Here is a 23,558-nt window from a genome sequence, read left to right as displayed (position 1 = left end):
CCGTCGCGCGTTCACCTCGCAAGGGCGCATGCCGTTATGTTCGAATGCACAGTCGCGGACAATCAATGAGACTCGCGCAAGACCTCGATGAAGGCCTGCAAGCCTGACGGGATATAGCGGTGCCCCGGATAATACAGAAACAGCCCAGGAATCCTGGGGCACCAATCCGCGAGGACCTCGACCAGACGAGCGTCTGCCAAAAGTTGCGATACCGTCTGCTCTGGCACGTAAGCGATGCCGAGCCCGGATATGGCTGCATCGACCATGATTTCGGCATTATCGAGGGTTAGCTGTCCTTTGGGCTCGATGACCATGGATTGTCCGTTCCTGGAGAATTCCCATCTATAAGGTTTACCACTGGGCATCCGGATGCAGATGCATTGATGTCCTGGCAGATCATCCGGCGTAAGGGGGACAGGATGAGTCTTCAGGTATTGGGGGGACGCCACGGTAATAAATCGCGTATCCGTTCCTATCGGCACGGCGATCATGTCTTGGGGGATCGCTTCACCTAAACGGATACCGGCGTCGAAGCCCTCGGCCACGATATCGATCAGACGGCCCTCGGTCACGAGGTCAACCGACATCTGGGGGAAGCGTTCCAGGAATATCGGAAGGGCAGCTTTCATCAAAACGCGCGCGGCCTGTTCGCTGGCATTGATCCGTAAAGTGCCGCTGGGAAGATCCCGGTATTCATTGACTTCCTCAATCGCCAGCTCGAATTCGCGCAACACAGGCGCCAGTCGTCTTAGCAGACGCTCTCCCGCTGCCGTCGGTGAAACGCTGCGCGTGGTGCGGTGCAGCAAACGCACCCCAAGACCGGCCTCCAGCGTTTTCATCATATGACTCAGGGTAGAGGCTGACAGGCCCAACTCATCGGCCGCTTTACGAAAGCTGCGATGAGCAACGATGCGGGTCAGCGCGCGTAAATCGGCAAGCGAAAGGGGCAATTGATTCATGGCTATATTTCATTAGCTCATCCGAATTATGCCCCATAGTAGCAGCAGTCCGGCTGACGTAGTTTGGTCTCACATCGATGGCAACTCACCCTTCATTCGGAGATCAAGCACATGAGCAAAACTTGGTTAGTGACTGGAAGTTCGTCCGGCATTGGTCTGGCGGTGGTCGAACAATTGCTGGAACGGGGGGACCGTGTGGCGGCTACTTTGCGTAAGCCTCAGGCCTTGAGTCACTTGAAGACACGCTACGGCGAGCAACTGTGGACAGCGTTGCTCGATGTAAACGACGCATTGGCCATCCGCGCTGTGGTTCATCAGGCGTTCACCGAGCTAGGACGTATTGATGTTGTGGTGAGCAGTGCGGGCTACGCGTTGTTTGGTGCGGCGGAGGAAGCCAGCGATGAACAGATCGACCAGCAGTTGCAAACGAATCTGCTCGGTTCTATTCAACTCATCCGTGCCTGCCTACCGTTTCTGCGCAAACAGGGGGGCGGTCGAATTCTTCAAGTGTCCTCGGAGGGCGGGCAGCTCGCTTACCCGAACTTCAGCCTTTACCACGCAAGCAAATGGGCCATTGAGGGATTCGTTGAGTCGGTCGCTCTGGAGGTTGCGCCTTTTGGGATCGAGTTCACCCTGGTAGAGCCGGGCCCGACACGAACTAATTTCGGCGCCGCGCTGGTTCGTCCGCCCGCGATGGCTGAGTACGAGCAAACGCCTGCCGGTGAAGTGCGTAAAGCAATCGCCGAGGGTACTTTCCCGCTTACCGGAGACCCGCAGAAAATGGCCAGGATCATGCTCGAGATTGTCGACGTCGATCCCGCACCCAGGCGTCTACTGCTAGGCTGCGGGGCTTACGAGCGTGTTCGCAATGCCCTGGTCCAACGGCTGGCTGAGCTGGAGCAATATCAAGCGCTTGCAATGAGCACGGAGGTTGACTGAGATCGGCCCGTTTCTCATCCAGTCCTGATCATGGACCCCGAAAAATCAGTGTTCCCATTGTTCAAGCAATATCGAGACAAATTTTTCCGCGGCCGGGGAGAGCGATGCGCCCCTTCGATAGACCAGGCCCAGCGATCGGTTTACCACCGGATCAATCAACGGCACGCTGACCAATGTCGGGTGATCCTCGGCCGGCATTGCCAGGCTGGGCATGGCCGACACCCCAAGGCCTGCCTCGACCAACCCCAACGATGTAGACAAGTGCTGCACTTCGTAGAACCACTGCGGACGCCAGCTCAAACCCGATAAAGCATGGTCAAGCAGCATTCGGTTGCCGCTGAGACGACCGACACCGATCAGTCGGTAATCGCTGAGCTCAGACCAGCTTACCGAGCTGCGTCTGGCCAGTTCATGGTCGCGTCGACAAGCTAAAACGAAAGGTTCGTTGACCAATGGCACGAACTCGATATCCGGGTGCTGGCCACTCATCATATTGATACCGAAATCGGCTTCGCCACGCAGTACCGCCTCGAGCCCTTCGTTTGCGCTGAGGTCGAGCAGGCGGATGCGGATTTTGGGGTAGCGCTCGTTATAGAGGCGGATCACCGAAGGCAGGAAATAGAAGGCCGCGGTGGGGATGCAGGCCAAGGTCACCCGACCGATCTGGCGCTCCGCCAGTTCGCGAATATTGAGAATCGAGTCGTCGAAATCATCCAGCAAGCGCCGCGCCTTGGGCAGGAAATCGCGCCCGACGCTCGTCAGGCTGACCTTGCGGGTGGTGCGATCCAGCAAGGCGGTCCCCAGGCCTTCCTCGAGTTTTTTCATGCGCCGGCTCAGGGCCGGTTGAGAGAGATGCAACGCATCGGCGGCTTCATGAAAACTGCCTAGTTCAGCGATTTTCACGAAAGATCGTATGTCCTGAAGCTCGTATTCCATGTTCTTTCTCACCGGGCAAGAGCGATGCGCTGGGAAATCATCGTAAATTAATTCATTCGTGAAACGCAATAATTGCTCTGATCTTTGCATTGGAAACACTTTTAGAACCCTGCCACTCTTGTGTCCAGAACATCAATTATCCAGATTGATCAATAAGAGTTAGTGTTCATGCAGCGAATTCCTTGTGTGCTGATGCGCGGTGGTACTTCCAAAGGGCCCGTATTTCTTGCCTGGGACCTGCCCAGTGCCATCGCCGAACGTGATGAGCTGCTGCTCAACCTGATGGGGTCCGGCCATGAGCTGGAAATCGACGGCATCGGTGGCGGCAGCCCGCAAACCAGCAAAGTGGCAATCGTCAGCCCATCGTTGCACCCGGACGCGGATGTCGACTATCTGTTCGTCCAGGTCATGGTTTCCCAGCGCCGGGTCGATACCGCGCCCAACTGCGGCAATATGCTGTGCGCCGTCGGCCCGTTCGCCATCGAGCAGGGGCTGGTCAAGCCTTCCGGCGATCTGACCCGCGTGCGGATCCGCAACCTCAATACCGGGACCTTCGTAAATTCAGAGGTGCAAACCCCTGAGGGCAAGGTCAGCTATGAAGGGGACACCGCCATCGACGGCGTGCCTGGCACGGCGGCTCCGGTGCAACTGACCTTTCTGGATGCGGCTGGCAGCAAGACCGGCAAGCTCTTCCCGACGGGGCAATCGCTGGACCTGATCGATGGTATCCCGGTGACCTGTATCGACATGGCGATGCCGATGCTGATCGTCGAGGCCAGTCAGCTTGGCAAGCGCGGCGATGAAAGCCCCGCTGAACTGGACGCCGATAAGGCGTTCCTGCAACGCCTGGAGTCCCTGCGACTCAAAGCCGGCCTGGCCATGGGCCTGGGTGATGTCAGTGACAAGGTCATCCCCAAGCCGGTGCTGGTGTCTCCTGCCAAGTCGGGCGGGACGGTCCAGGTGCGCTATTTCATGCCGCACAACTGTCACCGTGCCCTGGCCATCACTGGCTCCATCGGTCTGGCCACCGCTTGCGTGACGCAAGGCAGCGTAGTGGCGCAGTTGCTCGGCGGCATCAGCGAGCCGCGTCTGCAGCAGGTTCGTATTGAGCACCCAAGCGGTGGTATCGACGTCGTACTGTCCTACACCGGCGAAAAGGGTGAGACCATTCGTGCCTCGGTGGTGCGTACCGCCCGCCGGCTTTTCTCAGGTTTCGTCTACGCCACCGCTTCACACCGGCTGGCCGGATAGTCCAGGCAGTCATTGTCGTTTGCATCAGAACAATTCTAAAAATGGGTGATGCCATGAAAGTTGTTAAATCGCTCTACTTCCAGATCATCTGCGCCGTGCTGCTGGGCGTGCTGGTCGGGCACTTCTGGTCGCAACAGGCGATTGCCTTGAAGCCGCTGGGTGATGCTTTCATCAAGTTGATCAAGATGATGATCGCACCGGTGGTGTTCTGCACGATTGTCACCGGCATCGCCGGCATGAGTGACAAGCGCTCGCTGGGGCGCTTGTTGAGCAAGACCATGCTGCTGTTCCTGGCGCTGACGGTGATCAGCCTGATCATTGGCCTTGTGTCGGTCTACCTGTTCAAGCCCGGTGCAGGCATGAACATAGACCCGACCCAGTTGAGCACCCAGGGCCTGTCGCAATACACCGACTCCGCTGCGAAGCTGAGTGTGGTGGACTTCTTCATGCACATCATTCCCGACACCTTTATTGGCGCTTTCAATAAAGGCGAGGTGCTGCCGGTGCTGTTTATCGCAGTGCTCTGCGGCTTTGCCCTGTCGTCCTTGGGCGAGCGCGGCAAGCCGGTGCTGGATGTGCTGGAATCAGCTTCGCACATGGTGTTCAAGATATTCTCCTACCTGATGCGTTTTGCTCCGATCGGCGCTTTCGGAGCCTTGGCCTTCACTGTCGGGCAGTACGGCATCACGTCGCTGGGCTCGCTGGCCAAGCTGATCATGACCCTGTACGTCGCTTGCGCCTTCTTCGTCTTCGTTGTGTTGGGCAGCATTTGCCGTGCACACGGCTTCAGTTTGTGGAAGCTGTTGCGTTATCTGCGCGAGGAATTCCTGGTGGTGCTGGGCACTTCTTCGACTGAACCGGTGATGCCGCGGATGCTGGAAAAGCTCCAGGCCCTGGGTTGCAAGAAGGGAGTCGTGGGGCTGGTGCTGCCAACCGGTTACTCGTTCAACCTCGATGGCACGGCGATCTACCTGTCGCTGGCGGCCATTTTCATTGCACAGGCCTGCAACATCGACCTGACGCTGACCCAGGTCATCACCATGCTGGCGATCATGTTGCTGTCTTCCAAGGGCGCCGCAGGTGTTACCGGCAGCGGCTTTGTCGCGTTGGCCTCGACCCTGACCGTCATCCACGATATTCCTCTGGCCGGTTTGGCCCTGTTGATCGGGATCGACCGGTTCATGTCCGAGGCGCGGGCGCTGACCAGCCTGGCGAGCAACGCAGTGGCGACCGTGGTGATCTCCATCTCGGAGAATGCCTGCGACCGCGATGTGCTGTTGCAGACCCTGGATGGCAAACCCTCCCCGAGGCACATCCAGGCAACGGAGCACGCCTGGGACGACACAAAGGTCGCGAATCACATCTAACCGGTCACGGCTGACCCGACATCACCGCGTTATCTTCCTGAACACCTGCGCCAGGCAATCATTCGAGTGTCGCCTGGCGAGTGGGATGGCGTGCGCCTGAATGTCGGCCAAGCTACTCATAACAACAAGAGATCTGACTTATGCTCGCTTTACTTGGCTTGGCCATGGTGGTGGTCTTCACCTTCCTGATAATGACCAAACGTTTGTCACCGATCGTCGCCCTGACGGTGGTGCCAATAGTCTTCGCCGTGATCGGCGGGTTTGGCGGTACCACCGGCAAGATGATGCTGGACGGCTTGAAGATGGTCGCGCCGTCGGCGGCGCTGCTGTTGTTCGCAATTCTGTTTTTCGGCCTGATGATCGATGCCGGTCTGTTCGACCCGCTGATCCGCAAGATCCTCAAGCGAGTTAACGGTGATCCGATGAAAATCGCCGTGGGCACGGCGCTGCTGTCGCTGTTGGTGGCGCTGGACGGTGACGGCACGACCACGTACATGATCACCTGTGCAGCGATGTTGCCGCTGTACAAGCGCATCGGCATGAACCCGATGATCCTGGCGACCATTTCCATGCTCTCGTTGAGCATCATGAGCGGCATGACGCCCTGGGGCGGCCCGGCGACCCGTGCGATCGCAGCGCTGGGCCTGGATGCCGGCGAGTATTTCGTACCCTTGCTGCCGACCATGATCGGAGGTGCGATGTGGGTGGTGTTCACGGCGTTTCTGCTGGGGCGTGCCGAACGCAAGCGCATCGGCAACACCCATCTGCAAAGCGGTGGGGGTAATTGCTACATCAAGGCGATTATTGAAGACACGCCGCACAAGCGCCCGAAACTGGCCTACGTCAACCTGCTGCTGGTGACGGCGGTGATGGTTGCGCTGGTCATGGGCCTCATGCACTCGGCGATCCTGTTCCTGATCGGTTTTGTCCTGGCGTTGATGATCAACTATCCGCAACTGGATATTCAGAAAGAACGAATTCTCGCTCATTCGGGCAACGCCATGACCGTGGTTCTGCTGGTGTTTGCCGCGGGTATCTTCGCCGGGATCTTCTCTGGGACGAAAATGGTCGATGCGCTGGCGCAAACCCTGGTCGACTGGATCCCGCCATCCTGGGGCCATTTGTTCCCGCTGGTGGTTGCCATTACCAGCATGCCGCTGACCTTCGTGCTGTCCAACGATGCCTACTACTTCGGTGTCGTGCCGATCCTGGCCAACGCCGCAGCGGCCTATGGCATTGATCCGGTCGAGATTGCACGGGCCTCCATTCTCGGCCAACCGGTACACCTGATGAGTCCGCTGGTGGCCTCGACGCTGCTGCTGGTCGGCATGGTCGACCGTGATCTGGGCGACTTCCAGAAAGCCACCGTCAAATGGGCGGTGCTCACTTCTCTGGTCGTGACTGCGTTGGCCTTGCTGACTGGGGCAATCAGTCTGTTCTCCTGATCCTCCAAACCTCTTTGACACCTGACGCCCCATGCCAGTGGGGCGGACGGTCAGCTGCATTCCAAATAACAACAATGAGTAGTTTGATATGACCTCTGTTTATAACCGTGGAGCTTTATTGACTCTCCTGGCTTTGTTGCCGCTGGCCAATGCCAATGCGCAAGGCTTTATCGACGACAGCAAACTCAAGCTGCAATTGCGCAATGTTTACATCAATGAAAATTTCCGCGATGAACATGGGATGAGTGCGCGAGCGGCAAATACCGCCAAGAGCGAGCGCACCGAATGGGGCCAAGGCTTTTTGCTTGATTATCAGTCGGGATTCACGACCGGCAGCCTCGGTTTGGGTATTGATGCTTTGGGCCTGCTGGGGGTCAAGCTCGACTCCGGCCGCGGTCGTAGCGGCACCGGCCTGCTGCCTGTGCATGATGACGGTCGTGCCGCCGATGAATTTGCGAGCTTCGGGATGACCGCCAAGGCTCGATTTGCCAAGACCACCGTCAAGTACGGTACGTTGCTCCCTAAAACGCCGGTGCTCATTTACAACGATGCCCGACTGCTGCCTCAGACCTACCAGGGCGGCCAGTTCACTAGCACCGACATTGATAACCTTAGCCTGACGGGCGGCTATCTTGATCGTTTCAAGTTGCGAGATTCGAGCGACAGTATGCCCATCGTGCCAGACGGCTACAGTGGCGATAAGTCAGGGGACTTCAGTTACCTCGGTGCCGATTACAAGTTGGGCAAGACGATTCGCCTCAGCTACTTTCATGGCGAACTGGAGAACTTCTATCGGCAGAACTTTGCGGGTGTCCAACATGATCTGCCGCTCGGCCCAGGCGTGCTGACCAGTGATCTGCGCTACTTCCGCAGCGTTGATAGCGGTTCTGCCTATGGCGGTAAAATCGACAACCATATGCTCAGCGGCCAGCTGACTTACGCTGTCGCAGGCCATACCGTAGGCGGCGGCTATCAAACACTGAAGGGCGACGCCGGGCTGCCCTACATCAGCGGCGCGTCCGTTTATTCTTTCAGCAACGCCGGCATAGGCAAGTTCGTAGAGGAAGACGAGAAGACATGGATGCTCAACTACGGCTACAACTTCGCGGCCCTGGGCGTCCCCGGCCTGACGTTCTCCACGCGTTACCTTAGCGGCGACGATGGAGAGTCCAACACCACCATCAAAGAGTGGGAGCGCGATGCTGAACTGGCTTATGTGGTGCAGCAAGGTTCCTTCAAAGGGTTGGGCGTGAAGCTGCGCAATTACGTCTACCGCTCTGAATTCTCGAGGGGACGGGACAGTAACCGGATCTACCTTACCTACGATATCGCCCTTTGGTGATCGTTCGTCGCCCGCCTGATGGCGGAGGGGTGGGCGGTCATCGTCGATTTTCCAGGGCCGGGCAGGGTGGCCCAGCAAGGGCCACCAAGCCTGCAACGGTCTACTCCTGAACGCCCACCGCGTGTTGCTGTAGCCAGAAAAATGGCAAACAGCAGCACGAGGTTGATCCAGATCAAACGGCATTCGTTGATCGGCGCCATTCTTTTGATAAGCATGGGGCAGAGATACGGTCATGACAAACAACAGACCCATCAGCGGGGCGCAGGTGGTTCAGGACCGGAGCAAATCCGCATTGCCCGGGTTTTTGCATCTTCGGGGCACACGCTCGAGAAAACGTCAGGCAGCCATTTTGCTGTCGATTCTGGCGGTGCTGACCTCGGGATATTTCACGGTGTCGTACTTCGCCACCCATGCGATGCAGGATCTGGCAGACACCTGTACCGAGCGTTATGAGCTTGAGCTGGAGAATGCCGATATAGGCCCGCTGCCAGAGGCGCTGCCGCGCTCCTTGTGTGAATGTCTGGCAAGTTCGCTTCTCGACAAAAACGGAATCATGCGTCTGGCATTGGTCGACAGGGGCCTGCTTGAACCGCTGGCCCTTGAACCTGTGACGCAGAAGGACGCTTCGGCCTGCATTGATGCCCTGTGGGTGCCGAATGTCGAACTGGCCACGGGCTTACCCCATGAATGAAGTTCATCAGGACTAAAGAGCCGCTCTATGCGGCACCTGTCCACCCAAGCAGGAATGCGCAGGGACGCCATTTTTATCATCGGATGCCGAGGTGTGAAATGACTCATCCATTGCGTTTACTGTTTCTTGCCCCCCCTCAGGCAGCTCACTCTCCCGGATTGGAGTATGCCGGCGATCTGGCACGCGCCCTGGGCGTGCCACTGCACGTGGCGATGTTCACTGAGCCCCACGGTGTAGAGCCGCCCGGCCATGCAGTCACCGAGAGGCCCGACATCGTGCGCGATAACTTAATGTCGTCGCGTCGCAAATGGCTGGAAAGTGAAAGTGCGCACCTGCAGGAAAAAGGCGTGGATGTCCATCCAGAGCTGGTATGCGCCAGTTCCTCGGCAGTCGAATGCGTTGCCTATGCGCAGCGTGTTGAAGCGGACTTGATCATCAAGGACATCCAGGAACGCCCAGGCCTGGCGCAGCGCGGTTTGTCAGCACTGGACTGGGAACTCTTGAGCGTCAGCCCGATTGCCGTGCTTTATGTGTTGCCGGGCCCGATTCAGACACCCAGCAAGTTTCTGGTAGCGGTTGACATGGAGTCACAGGCGAAAGGAAACCGCGACAATCATTCGCTCATCGAGGCGGCCAGGCACCTGGCAAACGCCTGCGGTGCCTCATTGCACGTGATCAGCGTTTACGACTGTGCCGCTGCCAGCCACGGTGACCTGTCCCTCTATGAGGCCCAGGTACAGGCGTTCGATGCCTTGGCCAGCCAGCATGGTATTGCCAGCCAGCATCGGCACTTCATTCCCGGCGCTCCGGCGAATGCAATTCATGCTTATCTGCAGCGCAGTGCTTACAACCTGTTGGTCATCGGTGCGGCCGATCATCATACGCAGGCCTCTGATATCGGCTTGACCGCTGAAGGGATACTCGAAGACCCCATGTGCAGCGTCCTGATGATCAAGTTGCCAGCCGACGCAGCGCCGCAGCAGGCCAAACGATACGGTTAGACCGCTGCCTCTATGCCGCTGTGGCCTGCCGGCGGCGTGAAGAACGGCAGCCTTGCTCCGGTTGATATTTATCAACGTCAGGCACCTTCCGACGGCGCAGTCTGAAATGACGCTGGTGCCCGATCCGGCGCAGATGTCACGGCTGAATGTGTAGCTGGCAGTGGCAGAGGTTGAGTTTCACCTGTCTGGAGGCAGATCATGGGCCGGTATCAACAGCTGTTACTCATCACCCACCTGGCCCTGCGCCATTCTCCGGTGATCGACCATGCCGCAGCGCTTGCCAAGGCCAGCGCTGCACGCTTGCATATAGCGGCGTTGATTCCTGCCTTGAACCTGTTGTCGCTGCTTGAAGAGGGTGACCGTGAAAAGACACGCGAGCGTTACCTGCAGGACCACCGCGACTGGTTGGGGGAACAGGCGAAAAAGCTACATGCCAGAGGGGTCGATGTGACCACCGAGCTGGCGTGGGCTGATGACATGGAAAAGGACATCCTGGACCACTTCAGCGAATTGCAGCCTGACCTGTTGATCAAGGAAATCCAACATGAGTCGGTGCTCAAGCGTGCTTTTTTCACCCCGTTGGACTGGCACCTGCTGCGTTACTCACCGGTACCGGTGTATCTGGTGGGCGGGGTTCGACCTGCCTTGCCGCGCAAGGTCGTGGCGGCGGTAGAGGCGTCGCTGGCCGAGCCTGGACAAAATGAACTCAATGATCGCGTTATTCGCCAGGCCTGCAGTCTCGCCGAACAGTGTGATGCTGAACTGCACTTGCTGTATGCCTACGACATATCCCAAGACTACCAGGCGTCAGACACAGGCTTAACGCTGTCGGAGCTGACCCGATGGCAGCGCAAAGCGTTGGAACAATCGTTTCTGAAACTGGCCAGTCGATACAACGTTCCGCCCGGCCGCAGGCATTTCGTTCTGGGACACCCGGTTGCGGCGCTGAGTGAGTTTGCCAACACACATCACATGGACGTCATCGTGATGGGCAGAGTCCAGGATCCAGGCGGAGAGAAACTGCTTGGCAGCACCACCGAGCATATCTTGTATCAGGTGCCTTGCAGTGTTTTGGCGGTCTAGCGCAACTGCATCGGGCTCACCCCGAGCCGTTGCTTGAACGTGGTTGCCATGTGCGCCTGGGAATTGAACCCGCAGGCGAGGGCGATTTCCGACAGCCTGGCGGTGGAATCACGCATCAGTGCCCGGGCCTTGGCCAGACGCCGGTCGATCAGGTAGCTGTGCGGGCTTTTGCCCGTGGCGAGCTTGAAGGCCCGCATGAAATATCCTTCGGACAACCCCAGCAAACCTGCCATCGCTGACACGCCCAGCGGCCCTTCAAGATTTGCCTCGATAAACTCATCAAGCAGGCGCATGCGCCGGGGGGTGATAGCGCCTTGGTCCGGTGTCGACAACGCGCTATCACCGGTTGCCCGTTGTGCCAGCGCCAATGCCCAGGTTTCCCAGTCATCTTCCACGCAGGCACGTAACAGTGCGCCGCGCATTCGCAGCGCGAGGTCAATGGCCTGCTGATCGATGCGATTGTTGAATGGCTGATCCCCGATCAGGGGGACACCGCCGGTCCGCGTTACGCGCAGGTATTCACCGCCCATGAGCGACTCAGAGAACACGTCGCAACCGGCGGGAACGAATGCCAGGCCGTTGGGCATGGCCTCGAAAGGATGCACCCGGTCGCTGCCCAAGGCGTGCAGGCCGCGCTGGCTGTCGAAGGCAAACCCGATGGAGGCCTGGGCCGCCACATAGCGGGTCGAGTAAGCGGCGCTGGGCAACAATTCGATCGCCCAGGACCCGGTCTCGACACGGCGGACCGGTTCAGACAAGGGCGATGGCTGTAGGCGGTTTTGATGGTTCATGAGCGCCATAGTAGTGAAGAAGCGGCGCAAAAGTCAGGTCGGTTTTTTGAAAGCCGACCCACGGCGGCGATGCCTAGACTGGCTAACCACTCAGGGAGATAGCTTCATGTACCGACTGACTCGTGACGATATTGAACAGGCGGCTCGCCATGTGTACCAGGTGATGCCCGCCACCGCCCAGTATGCCTGGCCCTTGCTGGCTCAGCGGCTGGGCTGCACGGTGTGGGTCAAGCACGAGAACCACACTCCCACCGGCGCTTTCAAGATACGCGGCGGCATCACCTTCATGCATTGGCTCAAACGTGAACATCCCGGTGCGAAGGGCATCGTCACCGCCACCCGCGGCAATCATGGCCAGAGCCTGGCGCTGGCGGCGAGCGCGCTGGGTTTGAAGGCGTTGATTGTCGTGCCGCAGGGCAACTCGGTGGAAAAGAACAATGCCATGCGCGGCTTTGGCGGCGAAGTCATTGAGTGTGGGCGGGATTTTGATGAGGCCCGTGAAGAGGCCGCCCGTTTGGCGCAAGCGCATGACCTGTTCCTGGTGCCACCGTTTCACACGGAACTGGTCAAAGGCGTGGCCACTTACGCCCTGGAACTGTTCACTGCCGCGCCGCATCTCGATACCGTCTACGTGCCGATTGGCTGCGGATCGGGCATTTGTGGCGTGATCGCCGCCCGCGACGCACTGGGCCTGAAGACCCAGGTGGTGGGCGTGGTGTCCCGTGAAGCCGCGGCGGCAAAGTTATCTTTTGAGGCGGGCGAAATACAGGAAACCGCTTCGGCAAATACCTTCGCCGATGGCCTGGCCGTGCGCAAACCGATCCCCGCAGCTTTTGCCCTCTACGCAGCCGGGGCCGCACGGATCGTAGCGGTCAGCGAACAGGAAATTGCCGAGGCCATGCGCGTCTATTACACCGACACCCATAACCTCGCCGAAGGAGCCGGGGCCGCCGCCTTGGCGGCGCTTATTCAGGAACGTGAAGCTCGGGCGGGGGAGACAGTGGGGGTGATTCTGTCGGGTGGCAATGTCGATCGATCGGTGTATGCGGGCGTAATCGGTTAGTGACCGTCAGCCACCTTGCGCTCGATCTCCGCGATTTTTCGACTGAGCTCCTCTGCTTCCTGCTCCTTGGTTTGAGTTGAGGGGGGCGTAGCGCTGTCCTCAAGATTCTTATCGACCGGTTTGCCAGACGTATCGGTCGGCGGGGTACTCGAGGTTGCTTCTGATTCGATGCCGTTATCGCTGTTCATAATCGCGTTACCTCTGTTGATCTACACATTAGAGGCAGGGGTATGGAATGAGTTCGAGATTATTGCAGACGATAAAGTCAGGAATTGACGCCTTTCAAACAGCTTCACCTTGAGCCCCCACAACAGCACCTGTTTACCTACGCCGTTCGGATGGCCTCAGGCCTTGGCCTTATTCATCGACACGTTCAACGAAGTCGAGCGGGCAATGACGCTGATGATCGTCAAGGCTGCAATCACCAAACCGGGCGAGGTGGCCAGCAGGACACCGGTGGTGCCGGCTCCGGCCGCCAGAATCTGCCCGGCCGCCAAAGGCCCGGCCACCGAGCCCAAACGACCGATCGCTACCGCTGCGCCGACGCCGGTGGCGCGCACTGAAGTTGGGTAGGAAGGCGGGGCCAAGGCGTAAAGCACCAGTTGCGCAGCCATCACAAACAACCCCGCGGCAAAACCGGCGATGGCCATGGGGATGATGCCCACGGACAGGCCAACCCCGCCCAGCGCTGCCAGCAAGCCGGTGTACACAAACAGCACCACCTTGATGCCGTTGCAGCGATCCAGCAACACTCCGCCGAGCAGGGAGCCGAGGGCGCCGCCGATATTGAAGAGCATCTGTACCAGGCCTGCCTGGGGTTTGCTGAAACCTTGTTCCAGCAGTAACGAGGGCAGCCAGTTGAGCAACATGTACATCACGGTCAGGGTGAAGAAGTAGCTCAACCATAACGCCAGGGTAACGCTGGCGCGGCCTTCGCCGAACAATGCCTGGCCGGTTGAAGTGCGCGTCGGGTTGACGCTGTTTTGTTGTTGGCGAAAGGCGCTGGATTCAGGCAGCAGCACCATCATCAGTGGCACCACCAGCAATGGGGCAAGGCCGCCGATGATGAAGGTCGTCTGCCAATGTTCGGGAAACAGCATGGCAACCACCGCCGCCAGTGCCCCACCCAATGGCACGCCGGCATACATGATGCTGATGGCCGTACCGCGACGTTGCTCTCCCACGGCTTCGGCACACAGGGCGATCAGGTTGGGCAGGGCGGCGCCCAGGCCCAGGCCAGTCATGAAACGCACCAGCAGCAGGCCGGAGAAAGAGCTGACGTAGGCGGTGCTGAGCGAGAACACGCCAAACAGCAGCACCGCTGCGATGAGGATTTTCTTGCGACCGATGCGATCGGCAATCCAGCCACCGAAGAAGGCGCCCGGCAGCAAACCGATGATGCCGGCACTGAACACCCAACCCATCATTTTCGGGTCCAGGGCAAAGGTCTGACGCAACCCTGCGGCGGCAGTGCCGGCAGCTTGCAGGTCAAAGCCTTCAATCAGAGCGACGATAAAACACAGGGCAATAGTCAGCGTCGTGCGACGTGATGGAGTGTCCATGGCAAACCTCTTTATTGTTTTTGTGAGTGTGCTGACGGGCGCACGCAGGCTTGCTCGCATCCAGCAATGCAAAGCCGCAATTAAGATTAACAAAGATAACTAAAAAGTGAACGCTAACGGAAAATGTCCAAATGCATCGACATAAACCTATTCAAATCAACGGGATGTCATGTGTTTTTTAGGTTTTCTTGGAAATAGATACGAATATTAATGTTCGATTATCGGCCATTGTGGATTGACGGCACCTCCGGCTTTTCCCACTCTCTGGCCCGAGATCGCGGCTGGATGGCTGGCGATCACGTTCAAAAAAACAACAACAATAAGTGGACATAGGACATGACGAATTCACCCCGGGGCGTCCTTGCGACGACCTCAGACTTACCTCTTTGCGCACGCGGTTTCGTCCTGTTGGGCTTATGTGCGGTCACCACTCCAGCGCTGTCGGAAGGTTTCATCGACGATAGCCGCGGCACATTGACCTTACGCAATTTCTACCTGGACCGGGATTACAAGGATGAGGGGGCGAAAACCGCGGCCCGGGAGTGGGCTCAGGGTTTCATCATGAATGCGGAGTCGGGTTTTACCCCGGGCGCTGTCGGCTTCGGCCTGGACGCCCGTGCATTGATCGGGGTCAAGCTGGACTCGTCACCGGACCGCAGCGGCACCGAATTACTGCCGGTATCCAGCAGCGACAAGCGCGCGGCGGATGAATATTCGCGCCTGGCCATGACTGCCAAAATGCGCTTTGCCCAAACCACGGTGAAGACCGGCGATGTGTCGATTTTCCTGCCGTTCGCCTTTGCCAGCCCGTCGCGGTTGCTGCCGCAGACTTTTCGCGGCACCACGCTCAGTTCCAAGGACATTGACGGACTGACGCTCAATACCGGCTATATCGATCGCATCAACAGGCGTGACTCCACTAACTACCAGTCGATGAGCATCGCTTCGCCGAACGGGCGTTTCAACGGTGCGGCCACCTCATCGCACATGGCTTATGTCGGTGGCGATTATCAGGTAAACAAAGACCTCAGCCTGCGCGCCTACCACGCCGAAGTGGCCGACCTGTACCAGCAGAACACCCTGGCCTTGCTGCATAACATGCAAGTAGGCGAGGGCACGCTGACCACTGATCTGCGCAGTTTTTTCAGCGACGAAGATGGCAGTGCCAAGGCTGGCAAGGTGGACAACCGCAACCTGTCGGCGCTGTTCGGCTATCGCCTTGGCGGGCATCACCTGAGCCTGGGTTACATGCACGCCAGCGGCGACACAGCGACGCCTTATGTGTCAGGCACTGAGTTGATGGGTATGAGTGAATTGACCATGAGCTCGGACTTTCTCAATGCCAAGGAACGGACCTGGCAGGCAATCTACGACTATGACTTCGCCGCCGCCGGGGTGCCCGGCCTGAAGAGCCGGCTGCGTTACGTGCGCGGTGACAATATCGCGCTGGCGGCGCTCAATGCCGACGACCGCAAGGAGCGGGAGTTCCAGATGGAGTTGGGGTATGTGATCCAGAGCGGTCCGCTGAAGAATGTCGGGTTGATGGCGCGCAAGTCGATCTATCGCAACGACTTCCCGAGCGGCGCGGCATTTCGTGATGAAAACCAGACCCGCTTCCTGGTGCTCTACACCGTGCCGATCTGGTAAGCCGTGGGGCGAGTGGATACCAGCAGTGCGTAAGCGTGGGCTGAGCAGTGCTCAGCCCACTCATGAACTGAGTCGGCCCCGCAGGGCTGCTCGCGACGTAGAGTTACTTTACCCGCTCCCAGATGATGTGAACCTTCGTGCCATCGGGGCGCTGGAAGTTTTCCACCATCCGGTTGCCGTCGACTTTCAGTTGCAGGTCATCTTGAGTACGTGTCGCACCCACCCAATTCGGGAACGTAGATCCTTCGACGGTATTGCCGGTGAACTCGCCGTTCTGGTCGACGGTATATCGTCCGAAAAAACCGATGCTCCCAGCCATCGCTGCCCGGTTTTCCTCATCGGTTCCTTCGCCCCGAGCGTTGGATCGAAACGCGGGCACTCGCGGATCGGTGAGCACCTCGACGAACGTCAACTCTTCAGTGAACACCAGCCATCCATGTGGATTGGGGCCGTACGCATCCGATCTGGTGCCCTGGCGCTCAATGGTTGCGCTGACCATTTTCCATGTTCCGACCAGCGGGCTTTTCATGGCGGAAAACGCTGCCGTGCAAACCGAAAGGGCCATGATCGCACCTACCGTCAGTAGCGATATTTTCAGGGTCATTGGAATCACCGTTGTTGGTTATCTGAACACTGTTGTAGAGAGTTAAAAACATCACGCATTCATCAGGGCAACCAGGGCAGGCACAGACAGTACGGCTGTGTAATAGCCCATGAACTGCACACCGATGTTGAAACCCAAAAAGCGTGAGAGGAAACCGCCCAGCAGGCCGATGGTGACGATCACCAGCAACCCCAGCAGGCCGCCTTCCCAGATGCCGATCACCAGGATCAGGCCGACAAAGGTCGAGATCACGGCTTCGTGACTGATCTTGCGCGACACGTAGGAGGCGGCTCTGTGGGCGTAATTCATGGTGAAGGGGTAAGCGATCAGGATGGCCACGACCACCGCCAACACGCCGTAGCCAAAAAATTCCCAGGTGCTGAGCAATGAATGCAGGTTGTTCACCTGGCCTGTCGTCGCGTCGACGCTAAAGCGCGGCGGGGCGTTGAACAGTGGCGCTGCCGGGCCCGCTGCGACAGGGCTCAGGGGCAGGCCGAAAGCGATCAGCGGGATCAATGCTTCGGCCAGGTAGGTTGACTCCGTAACGCCGTTTCGAGCGGTGATGACCGTGGTCAGGCGATGGTAGACATGCTTGACCCTCGAACCGACGAGCTCGCCCATGATCACGGTCATGGCCACCGGGCTGAACACAAAGGTCGCGCTGGAGATCACGGCGGTAATGGCCGTCCACATGCTCTGCTTGCTGTCCAGCACCTTGAGCGGATTAGGAAAGAATCCACCCCAGCTTTTTACGTCGGGCGACAGGGAAAACGTGCGCACTTGCTGGCGTCGCATGGTGTCCCGTTCGGCGGGTGCGAGCAGCGAGAACAGCGCGGCGATCAACGGGCCAATCGCGATGCCCAGAAAGTAACTGACACTGAGCTTGACGCCGAACTGCGCGGTCATGGTTTGCAGGCCAACAATGATCATGACGAACGGGATCAGCGTCAGCACGGCCGCCAGACGGCCTTTGGAGAACCACGCGATCGCCACCGCCGCAAGCAGAAACACCCAAGGCGCAGCCTGCTTGATCATGTCACCGAACGGCGCGAGCATCAGCGCGAACAATACGGCCATTGGCACCGCGATCAACGCAGCAATGACCGCCCCGGAAATCATCTTGCGCAGGGCAATGTGGGGTACGCCCAGATTGCGCAGAAAGTTGGCCTCGCGCATCAGTGGCGTCGCCATGGTGTCGCCAGGAATACCCAGTAGCGCCGTCGGTACGGCGTGGGTCATATGTTTGGCGACGGCGCCGGCCAGAAAGAATGTCAGCACGCCGGGGGCAGGTACGCCCAGCAGGACGACCAGCAAGGTCAAGGGGGCGAGGGTAGTGGTTTCATCGCTCCCTGAGATCAGCCCGATCCCGGCAAAAATCACCGCCCCCAGGATCCCCATGCCCAGTGCCATCAGGACCTGATCCATCAGTGGAACGATCATGATTGACCTCCATTGCCACTGACTGCACCGACGCCAACAGTGGGTGTTGCAGCCGGGCTCTTCTCGGGAGCGACAAGGCTTTTCTCGTAATCGGCGAACAGCTCATAAAGGTCCATTTCCCGCAGTTCCGCGATCGTGGCCGGCGGCAGATCAGCCAGACTGCCCAGTGGGCCGTACTCGTTCTGCAACTCAATCAGGATTTTTGCGCGCCAGGCCGGATCAGCCAGATGTTCGATGACATTGCGCTTGGGTTTGAAAAGCAGCGCACTGATGGCGCCACCTGCCAGGCAGCCGACAATACCTACCAGCATCGCGTAGGCGCGGGCCATTTGCACGGAATCCACCCAGCCGACAAACAAGTGCTGGGCGATAAAAAAAGCGCCGAGGCTGACGGCTGCACCGATGCCTATGGAGTAGAGCAGGTGGCGACCATCAACCGTGTCGCCCCATACTTCGAACAGTTCGGGTTTCATAAGGATTCTCCCACCTCCCCTGAGGGGTTTTATTGTTATGAACGTGAAGAGATGTGGTTGAGTTCGTGACTACGAGCCCGACTCCTGCGCGCGTTTTTGCTCAAGCAGCTCAGCGGCTTTGTCCGAGCGCACGTCCCGGGCTTCGACCATCTGCGCGACCAGCCAATTGACCTCATCGCCCCTGGCCCCCGCCGAAAGCGCAATGTTGCGTGCATGCAAAGCCATGTGCCCGCGTTGTATCCCTTCGGTAGACAGTGCCCGCAATGCGCCCAGGTTTTGCGCGAGGCCGACCGCTACCGCTATCTCGGCAAGTTCCTGGGCGCTCTTCACTCTCAGGATGCGTAACGACAGTTGCGCCAGCGGGTGAGTCTTGGTCGCGCCGCCGACCAGGCCGACGGGCATGGGCATTTCCAGCGTTCCCACCAGATGGCCCTTACAATCTTTTTCCCAGGTCGTCAGTGAACCGTAATGCCCGTTGCGACAGGCATAGGCGTGTGCCCCGGCTTCCACCGCGCGCCAGTCGTTGCCGGTGGCGACGATCAAAGGGTCGATGCCGTTCATGATGCCCTTGTTGTGAGTGGCTGCACGATAGGGATCGACGACCGCAAAGTTGTAAGCATCGAGGATGCCTTCAATGACGTCCTCGCCCTTGTAGGCCTTGGTGGTGAGATGTTCAGGTGCAATGCGGATCTGGGCCCGGGCAAGCCGCAGGTCGGCGAGGTTCGACAGAATGCGCAGCCGTACCTTGCCGCCGGTAATCTGCTCCATCAGCGGGGCCACCGCTTCAGCCATCGTGTTCACGGTATTGGCTCCCATCGCATCGCGTACATCCACGATAAGGTGGGCGACCAGCATGGGGCCGCGAGGGCTCTGGGCGAAGGTATGCACTTCGATGTCGCAGCAACCTCCACCTAGCTGGTTCAGCAGTTGATCCTTGCGGTTGGCCAGTTCGATGATTTCGTCCTTGCGGCGCAACAGACTCAAACGGGCATTAAAGGGATCGTCGATTTCCACTATCTGCACTTGCGCGCGCATCAGCGGCAGCGAGCTGGAGGTCTGAAAACCACCGGCTTCGCGCGCCAGTTTGGCCATGAACGAGGCGGCGGCGACCACCGAAGGCTCCTCGACGACTAACGGCACGATGACGTCGCGTCCATTGATCTGGAAGTTGCTCGCCACAGCGTAGGGCAACTCAAATTTTCCGATGACGTTCTCAATCATGCCGTCGGCTATTTCCAGGGGCAGGGCGCCTGCGTCGCGGAGCAGAGCAACGTCATCTTCTGCAAGCTCAAGCAGTTGTTGCAAGTGGCTCAGGCGTTCGGCGGGCGACAGGCTGCGGAACATCGGGAGGCGGGAGTCGATACTCATGGTAGCAATCCAGTTGCAGTTATTGTTTTCGAATGCCTGCCACCCTATGCGTATGTGTCCTGGCAAAAAAGGTACAGTTTGGACAGACAGTACCTAAGCTGTACCCTATGCGAATAATTCATCCAGGACTTCGTACAATGGCGCGACTGACGCTTGCCCAAGAGCTGACGGCCTCCTTGGTGACGCAGATCGGCAACGGTACCTACCGAGTGGGCGACCGTTTGCCGTCCCTGCGCGAATGCATGCGCTTGTTTGGTCATTCGAAAAACACAGTGATCAACGCTTATGAATCGCTGGCCTCCCAAGGACTGGTCGAGGCGCGTCACGGGCAGGGGTTCTTCGTGACACGAGGCGCCCCGAGCAGCAGCGAACCGGAAGAGCCACTGCCCTTTACCCGGGCGATGGACACCATCTGGCTCATGCGCCAGCAATTTGTCCGTGAGCCGGGTCACTCGCCGCTTGGGGAAGGTTTTCCGCCCGTAGAGTGGCTGATGGATCTGCGATTGGACAAGTTCACCCGTCAGATCATGCGCATGGGGGTGACCACGCTTTTTCGCTACGGCAACCGGCTGGGCAATGCTGCACTTCGTCAACACCTGATGCAAAAACTGGCGAGCTATTCGATTACCGCCAGTGCTCGGCAAATCGTCACGACCCATGGGGCCAATCACGCACTGGACCTGATCATCCGCCGCTTCATTGCCCCCGCAGATTACGTTTTCGTCGAAGACCCGGGTTATTACCCGCTGTTTGGCAAGTTGCAACTGCAAGGGGCGCGAATGTTATCCGTACCCCGATTGCCGGACGGGCCGGACCTGCAAGTGCTGGAGCAGCATCTTCTGTTGCACAAGCCGAAACTGTTCTTTCTCCAGTCGGTTGGGCACAATCCGACGGGCTCCGATATTTCCCCCGGCAAGGCTCATCGACTGGTTCAGTTGGCCCATGAGCACAACTTCATTCTGGTGGACGACGACGCTTTGGCAGATTTCAAACCCGCGTCGGCCATCAAGGTGTCTGCGTTGGATCAGTTGAACCGCTCACTGTACGTGGGCAGTTTTTCCAAATCGGTTTCCGCGGCATTGAGGGTGGGGTTTATCGCCGGGAGCAAGGACGTCATCGATGAACTGGGTGATCTGAAAATGCTCCTGCATACCAGCACCTCGGAGCTGTGTGAGCGAACTATCGATGTCATCCTGACGGAGGGGCATTTTCTGCGACATCAGATCCGCCTCCAGGAGCGACTCAAGAGTGCCACTGCGGCAGGTTTGCAGATGCTCGATGAGATCGGCGCCGAGGTGTTCTTTCGGCCAGAGCAGAGTCTGTATTTGTGGGCCAGGTTTGCCCACATTGACGACGCCCGGGAACTGACCCGGCAACTACTGCCGAAGGGATTCATGATTGCTCCCGGCCATATTTTTTCACCGGAGCAGTCGCGTATAAATCCCTGGACCAGATTGAATGTCGCCTACCTGAATGACCCGTTGCTTAAAGCCGAGTTGAGTGGCTGAGGGCTCACCACTCATGCTGCTAAGGCTGGGTTTGCGTTCCGGTCGAGACCACGCTTTCGTGCCGATTCACACCGCGCGCCTCAACAGGCACCCATAGGCGTTCACTGCGACATTTGAATTTCACGCCTTTGCGCGGCGCCATCGTCCTGGCTGAGTCCATGCACACAGCCCTGGACGCGTAAGTCGGCCCCGGCTTTCGCTCTTCTACACAACCTTCCACGCCGCTGCAGATAGCCATAACCACAAAATAAACAGTCATCATCCTGAATGCTCCTATAGAGCGATGCGATTAATACATCTGCGTCAGGCCTGAAAATGCTGGCTGTGACAGACGGATGATGAGCCTGCATTCAAATCCCCAGCAATGGCTTGCACGGGCCAATCGTCGGAAAAATGTCGTTAGTTCAGGTTTATTCAGATTTGGATTTTTCGACGCCAATTCGTTGGCGTTTTTTACCGCTTCAGTGGGTATTCCCTATGGGAAATGCTGCGTGGCAAAGGAGCGTGAGCGGGAGAGCGGCTCACTCGAAAAGATTGTAATGGGAACAATTCGCGTTTAAGGTGCGCGCGTCCGTCATGTTCAGTCATGGCGTTTTTCGTGTTTGTCTGCCTGAGGCGTTCCATGTCGCTCCATGAAACGGATTCGATCGTTTCCCTCGATAATTTGTACGGCACCCATCGGGGTTGGCTGCTGGGTTGGTTGCGGCGCTCGCTGGGGTGTTCGCAGCAAGCGGCGGATCTGGTCCAGGACACGTTTTTGCGTTTGCTGGTGCGTGGCCAGCCCATCAGCGCGCGCGCTCCGCGTGCATTGCTGGTGCGTATCGCCCGTGGCCTGGTGGTCGACCACTGGCGGCGCGATGCGCTGGAGCGAGCGTACCTTGACGCACTGATGCAGATGCCCGAGGCGAGTCATCCATCCCCTGAGGTCCGGCATGAGGCGTTGCAATGCCTGGAGCGTATTGCGCAGTTGCTCGACGGTCTCAAGCCGGCAGTGCGAGAAGCCTTTCTGCTGTATCAGCTCGGTGACCTGAGCCATGTGCAAGTGGCCCAGCAGCTTGATGTGTCCAGCCGTACCGTGGAGCGGCATGTGGCGAGCGCGCTGTTGCATTGCTACAAGGCGTGCTTCGAGGCACCGCAGTGAGCGCCGCCGAGGCCTTGCCGGAGGGTGTCATCCGCACGGCCATCGAATGGCAGATGCGATTGCGCGCCAATGCCAACAGCGCTGAGCTGCGCAGGCAATTGAACGACTGGCGACGCCAAGACGCCCGCCATGAGCTGGCCTGGCAACGCTTGCAGCAAGTCGGCGGATTGTTCAAGGCCAGTCCATTGCCCGATGCCGCCCGTACCATTCCTCTGCTGCGCCAGGCCGAGGCCGATCTGAGTCGCCGTCGCACCCTGAAGTTGCTCGGCCTGGGGTTGGCTGTTGGCGGTGCGACGCTGCTGACCACGACAGCGCCTCCCACCTGGCGAAGCGACTTTGCCACGGCAACTGGCGAGCGTCGCCGGCTCGATCTGGGCGCTGGTGCCGAGCTGATGCTCAATACAGGGAGTGCAGTGGACGTGCGCGGCCACGAATGGGTGCTGCGTGCGGGTGAGGTATTGGTCGATGGCGCCGACTGGCGTGTGCGTTGCCGTTTTGCTGAGTGTGAGGGGCGGCAGGCGAGGGCGGTGCTCAGGGAGCGGGACGGGTATAGCGAAATCCACGTCGCGCGCGGTGAAGTGTTGATTTCCACACCGTTCGGGCAACGGCACTTGCAAGCCGGTCATGCAATGGCCATTGCCGCGACGCGGATGACGGCGTTGGGCCGCGGGCCGCTCGACCCTTTCGCGTGGGCCCGTGGCCTGCTGATCGTCAACGACATTCGCTTGGTCGACTTCCTGGCCGAGGCCGGACGTTACCGCCAGGGCTGGTTGGGCTGCGACAGCGCCGTGGCCGACCTGCGCCTGTCCGGGGTTTTCCACCTCGATGAACCTGCGCTCATGCTGCGCAACATAAGCCACTTGTTGCCCGTACAGGTGGTCGAGCGCACCCGCTGGTGGGTGCGCATCACGCCGCTGGCATAAATAAGTTGTCGGACTTTTGCGCTT

General features: G+C 58.8%; 22 protein-coding genes. 13 read left to right on the top strand and 9 right to left on the bottom strand.

What is annotated here, in order from left to right; translation table 11 throughout:
* Positions 1-62 precede the first annotated feature (62 nt).
* Positions 63-959, bottom strand: a complete 897-nt coding sequence (locus AC3I65_RS15200) for a LysR family transcriptional regulator (protein WP_160892086.1) — start codon at positions 957-959, stop codon at positions 63-65.
* Positions 960-1,070: 111 nt separating this feature from the next.
* On the opposite strand from AC3I65_RS15200, the gene AC3I65_RS15195 reads away from it, so the two are divergent.
* The gene (locus tag AC3I65_RS15195; RefSeq protein WP_488523952.1) at positions 1,071-1,898 is read left to right on the top strand and encodes an SDR family oxidoreductase; all 828 of its coding nucleotides are present in this window, start codon (positions 1,071-1,073) and stop codon (positions 1,896-1,898) included.
* A 45-nt stretch (positions 1,899-1,943) separates the two neighbouring features.
* Here AC3I65_RS15195 and AC3I65_RS15190 read toward each other — a convergent pair whose 3' ends face one another.
* Positions 1,944-2,834, bottom strand: a complete 891-nt coding sequence (locus AC3I65_RS15190) for a LysR family transcriptional regulator (RefSeq protein ID WP_047225549.1) — start codon at positions 2,832-2,834, stop codon at positions 1,944-1,946.
* Between the two features lie 168 nt (positions 2,835-3,002).
* Here AC3I65_RS15190 and AC3I65_RS15185 point away from each other — a divergent pair, with 168 nt between their 5' ends.
* The 7 genes from AC3I65_RS15185 (at position 3,003) to AC3I65_RS15155 (ending at position 11,014) form a co-directional block, all read left to right on the top strand.
* Entirely contained in the window at positions 3,003-4,085 is a 1,083-nt protein-coding gene (locus tag AC3I65_RS15185) for a 4-oxalomesaconate tautomerase (RefSeq protein ID WP_173406850.1), read from the top strand.
* Between the two features lie 41 nt (positions 4,086-4,126).
* On the top strand, positions 4,127-5,452 hold the full coding sequence (locus tag AC3I65_RS15180; protein WP_047225551.1) for a dicarboxylate/amino acid:cation symporter: 1,326 nt from the start codon (positions 4,127-4,129) through the stop codon (positions 5,450-5,452).
* Between the two features lie 140 nt (positions 5,453-5,592).
* Positions 5,593-6,897, top strand: a complete 1,305-nt coding sequence (locus AC3I65_RS15175) for a CitMHS family transporter (protein WP_047225552.1) — start codon at positions 5,593-5,595, stop codon at positions 6,895-6,897.
* A gap of 88 nt (positions 6,898-6,985) precedes the next feature.
* Complete coding sequence (locus AC3I65_RS15170) at positions 6,986-8,239, top strand: OprD family porin (protein ID WP_173406851.1); 1,254 nt, start codon at positions 6,986-6,988, stop codon at positions 8,237-8,239.
* 232 nt (positions 8,240-8,471) lie between these two features.
* Positions 8,472-8,930 carry a hypothetical protein gene (locus tag AC3I65_RS15165; RefSeq protein WP_047225554.1) on the top strand — a complete coding sequence of 153 codons (459 nt, stop codon included), beginning with the start codon at positions 8,472-8,474 and terminating at the stop codon, positions 8,928-8,930.
* Between the two features lie 98 nt (positions 8,931-9,028).
* Positions 9,029-9,931 (top strand): universal stress protein, encoded by a 903-nt coding sequence (locus tag AC3I65_RS15160; RefSeq protein ID WP_274090181.1) that lies wholly within the window; start codon positions 9,029-9,031, stop codon positions 9,929-9,931.
* Between the two features lie 198 nt (positions 9,932-10,129).
* Positions 10,130-11,014 (top strand): universal stress protein, encoded by an 885-nt coding sequence (locus AC3I65_RS15155; RefSeq protein ID WP_160892096.1) that lies wholly within the window; start codon positions 10,130-10,132, stop codon positions 11,012-11,014.
* Here AC3I65_RS15155 and AC3I65_RS15150 read toward each other — a convergent pair.
* Positions 11,011-11,814: a helix-turn-helix domain-containing protein gene (locus AC3I65_RS15150; RefSeq protein WP_488524316.1), complete on the bottom strand. Its 804-nt coding sequence runs from the start codon at positions 11,812-11,814 to the stop codon at positions 11,011-11,013. The genes AC3I65_RS15155 and AC3I65_RS15150 overlap by 4 nt on opposite strands.
* A gap of 97 nt (positions 11,815-11,911) precedes the next feature.
* On the opposite strand from AC3I65_RS15150, the gene AC3I65_RS15145 reads away from it, so the two are divergent.
* The gene (locus AC3I65_RS15145) at positions 11,912-12,868 is read left to right on the top strand and encodes a threonine dehydratase (RefSeq protein WP_419417127.1); all 957 of its coding nucleotides are present in this window, start codon (positions 11,912-11,914) and stop codon (positions 12,866-12,868) included.
* On the opposite strand, the gene AC3I65_RS15140 is transcribed toward AC3I65_RS15145, so the two are convergent.
* Both AC3I65_RS15140 and mhpT read right to left on the bottom strand, forming a co-directional pair.
* Positions 12,865-13,056 (bottom strand): hypothetical protein, encoded by a 192-nt coding sequence (locus tag AC3I65_RS15140; RefSeq protein WP_047225559.1) that lies wholly within the window; start codon positions 13,054-13,056, stop codon positions 12,865-12,867. The two genes, AC3I65_RS15145 and AC3I65_RS15140, sit on opposite strands and share 4 nt — an antisense overlap.
* 156 nt (positions 13,057-13,212) lie before the next feature.
* On the bottom strand, positions 13,213-14,430 hold the full coding sequence (gene mhpT / locus AC3I65_RS15135) for a 3-(3-hydroxy-phenyl)propionate transporter MhpT (protein ID WP_488523951.1): 1,218 nt from the start codon (positions 14,428-14,430) through the stop codon (positions 13,213-13,215).
* Positions 14,431-14,766: 336 nt separating this feature from the next.
* Here mhpT and AC3I65_RS15130 point away from each other — a divergent pair, with 336 nt between their 5' ends.
* On the top strand, positions 14,767-16,077 hold the full coding sequence (locus AC3I65_RS15130; RefSeq protein ID WP_488523950.1) for an OprD family porin: 1,311 nt from the start codon (positions 14,767-14,769) through the stop codon (positions 16,075-16,077).
* A gap of 103 nt (positions 16,078-16,180) precedes the next feature.
* Here the strand turns inward: AC3I65_RS15130 and AC3I65_RS15125 are convergent, their stop codons facing one another.
* The 4 genes from AC3I65_RS15125 to AC3I65_RS15110 all read right to left on the bottom strand — a co-directional run bounded on the left by AC3I65_RS15125 (position 16,181) and on the right by AC3I65_RS15110 (position 19,962).
* Complete coding sequence (locus AC3I65_RS15125) at positions 16,181-16,681, bottom strand: lipocalin-like domain-containing protein (protein ID WP_076384181.1); 501 nt, start codon at positions 16,679-16,681, stop codon at positions 16,181-16,183.
* A 51-nt stretch (positions 16,682-16,732) separates the two neighbouring features.
* On the bottom strand, positions 16,733-18,121 hold the full coding sequence (locus AC3I65_RS15120; protein WP_080962847.1) for a tripartite tricarboxylate transporter permease: 1,389 nt from the start codon (positions 18,119-18,121) through the stop codon (positions 16,733-16,735).
* Positions 18,118-18,594, bottom strand: a complete 477-nt coding sequence (locus tag AC3I65_RS15115) for a hypothetical protein (protein ID WP_107322835.1) — start codon at positions 18,592-18,594, stop codon at positions 18,118-18,120. The genes AC3I65_RS15120 and AC3I65_RS15115 overlap by 4 nt, the downstream gene beginning before the upstream one ends.
* Before the next feature lie 69 nt (positions 18,595-18,663).
* Positions 18,664-19,962, bottom strand: a complete 1,299-nt coding sequence (locus tag AC3I65_RS15110; protein WP_448693943.1) for a hydroxymethylglutaryl-CoA reductase, degradative — start codon at positions 19,960-19,962, stop codon at positions 18,664-18,666.
* Between the two features lie 137 nt (positions 19,963-20,099).
* On the opposite strand from AC3I65_RS15110, the gene AC3I65_RS15105 reads away from it, so the two are divergent.
* From AC3I65_RS15105 to AC3I65_RS15095, 3 genes are all read left to right on the top strand, one after another.
* Positions 20,100-21,470: an aminotransferase-like domain-containing protein gene (locus AC3I65_RS15105; RefSeq protein WP_488523949.1), complete on the top strand. Its 1,371-nt coding sequence runs from the start codon at positions 20,100-20,102 to the stop codon at positions 21,468-21,470.
* Between the two features lie 622 nt (positions 21,471-22,092).
* A complete protein-coding gene (locus tag AC3I65_RS15100; RefSeq protein ID WP_488523948.1) occupies positions 22,093-22,611 on the top strand; it encodes a sigma-70 family RNA polymerase sigma factor in 519 nt (172 codons plus the stop codon).
* Entirely contained in the window at positions 22,608-23,534 is a 927-nt protein-coding gene (locus AC3I65_RS15095; protein ID WP_230682586.1) for a DUF4880 domain-containing protein, read from the top strand. The genes AC3I65_RS15100 and AC3I65_RS15095 overlap by 4 nt, the downstream gene beginning before the upstream one ends.
* The last annotated feature ends 24 nt before the right edge of the window (positions 23,535-23,558 follow it).

Source organism: Pseudomonas sp. N-1-13, assembly GCF_057787095.1.
The sequence above is the reverse complement of the archived record's forward strand: the minus strand, read 5'-3'. Positions and strand labels throughout refer to the sequence as shown.

Bases quoted from the DNA above. Each gene is read 5' to 3' on its own strand.
- AC3I65_RS15150 (WP_488524316.1), bottom strand. From the start codon at position 11,814: ATGGCGCTCATGAACCATCAAAACCGCCTACAGCCATCGCCCTTGTCT.
- AC3I65_RS15195 (WP_488523952.1), top strand. From the start codon at position 1,071: ATGAGCAAAACTTGGTTAGTGACTGGAAGTTCGTCCGGCATTGGTCTG.
- AC3I65_RS15105 (WP_488523949.1), top strand. From the start codon at position 20,100: ATGGCGCGACTGACGCTTGCCCAAGAGCTGACGGCCTCCTTGGTGACG.
- AC3I65_RS15155 (WP_160892096.1), top strand. From the start codon at position 10,130: ATGGGCCGGTATCAACAGCTGTTACTCATCACCCACCTGGCCCTGCGC.
- AC3I65_RS15125 (WP_076384181.1), bottom strand. From the start codon at position 16,681: ATGACCCTGAAAATATCGCTACTGACGGTAGGTGCGATCATGGCCCTT.
- AC3I65_RS15130 (WP_488523950.1), top strand. From the start codon at position 14,767: ATGACGAATTCACCCCGGGGCGTCCTTGCGACGACCTCAGACTTACCT.
- AC3I65_RS15145 (WP_419417127.1), top strand. From the start codon at position 11,912: ATGTACCGACTGACTCGTGACGATATTGAACAGGCGGCTCGCCATGTG.
- AC3I65_RS15110 (WP_448693943.1), bottom strand. From the start codon at position 19,962: ATGAGTATCGACTCCCGCCTCCCGATGTTCCGCAGCCTGTCGCCCGCC.
- AC3I65_RS15160 (WP_274090181.1), top strand. From the start codon at position 9,029: ATGACTCATCCATTGCGTTTACTGTTTCTTGCCCCCCCTCAGGCAGCT.
- AC3I65_RS15175 (WP_047225552.1), top strand. From the start codon at position 5,593: ATGCTCGCTTTACTTGGCTTGGCCATGGTGGTGGTCTTCACCTTCCTG.
- mhpT (WP_488523951.1), bottom strand. From the start codon at position 14,430: ATGGACACTCCATCACGTCGCACGACGCTGACTATTGCCCTGTGTTTT.
- AC3I65_RS15120 (WP_080962847.1), bottom strand. From the start codon at position 18,121: ATGATCGTTCCACTGATGGATCAGGTCCTGATGGCACTGGGCATGGGG.
- AC3I65_RS15200 (WP_160892086.1), bottom strand. From the start codon at position 959: ATGAATCAATTGCCCCTTTCGCTTGCCGATTTACGCGCGCTGACCCGC.
- AC3I65_RS15180 (WP_047225551.1), top strand. From the start codon at position 4,127: ATGGGTGATGCCATGAAAGTTGTTAAATCGCTCTACTTCCAGATCATC.
- AC3I65_RS15170 (WP_173406851.1), top strand. From the start codon at position 6,986: ATGACCTCTGTTTATAACCGTGGAGCTTTATTGACTCTCCTGGCTTTG.
- AC3I65_RS15140 (WP_047225559.1), bottom strand. From the start codon at position 13,056: ATGAACAGCGATAACGGCATCGAATCAGAAGCAACCTCGAGTACCCCG.
- AC3I65_RS15190 (WP_047225549.1), bottom strand. From the start codon at position 2,834: ATGGAATACGAGCTTCAGGACATACGATCTTTCGTGAAAATCGCTGAA.
- AC3I65_RS15165 (WP_047225554.1), top strand. From the start codon at position 8,472: ATGACAAACAACAGACCCATCAGCGGGGCGCAGGTGGTTCAGGACCGG.
- AC3I65_RS15100 (WP_488523948.1), top strand. From the start codon at position 22,093: ATGTCGCTCCATGAAACGGATTCGATCGTTTCCCTCGATAATTTGTAC.
- AC3I65_RS15115 (WP_107322835.1), bottom strand. From the start codon at position 18,594: ATGAAACCCGAACTGTTCGAAGTATGGGGCGACACGGTTGATGGTCGC.
- AC3I65_RS15185 (WP_173406850.1), top strand. From the start codon at position 3,003: ATGCAGCGAATTCCTTGTGTGCTGATGCGCGGTGGTACTTCCAAAGGG.